At 77.6% G+C, this 223-nt stretch carries 1 protein-coding gene; it reads right to left on the reverse strand.

The genetic code is table 11. From position 1 onward, the window contains the following. On the reverse strand, nt 1–223 hold a 223-nt coding region (locus G3I40_RS22800; protein WP_164303993.1), incomplete at both ends, for an AAA family ATPase.

Below are 223 nucleotides of genomic sequence, written 5' to 3' on the forward strand. Positions count from 1 at the left end.
GCCCCGGCGACCTCGGGCAGATCCGCGACATTGCACCGCTCGGCGAGCCCCGGCTGCCGCGGCCAGCTCCCGATGACCACGCCTGCCTGCTCCAGGCCCCGGGCCCGCAGCGCCTCGGCCGTCAGCTGGACGGAGTTCAGGGTGCCGAGCCCCGCCTGCGCGACCACCAGGACCGGGGCCCCGAGCAGCCGCGCCGCGTCCGCCAGTGTCGCGCCCTGTTCGT

This window comes from Streptomyces sp. SID14478 (assembly GCF_010548525.1).
Taxonomy (GTDB): Bacteria; Actinomycetota; Actinomycetes; order Streptomycetales; family Streptomycetaceae; genus Streptomyces.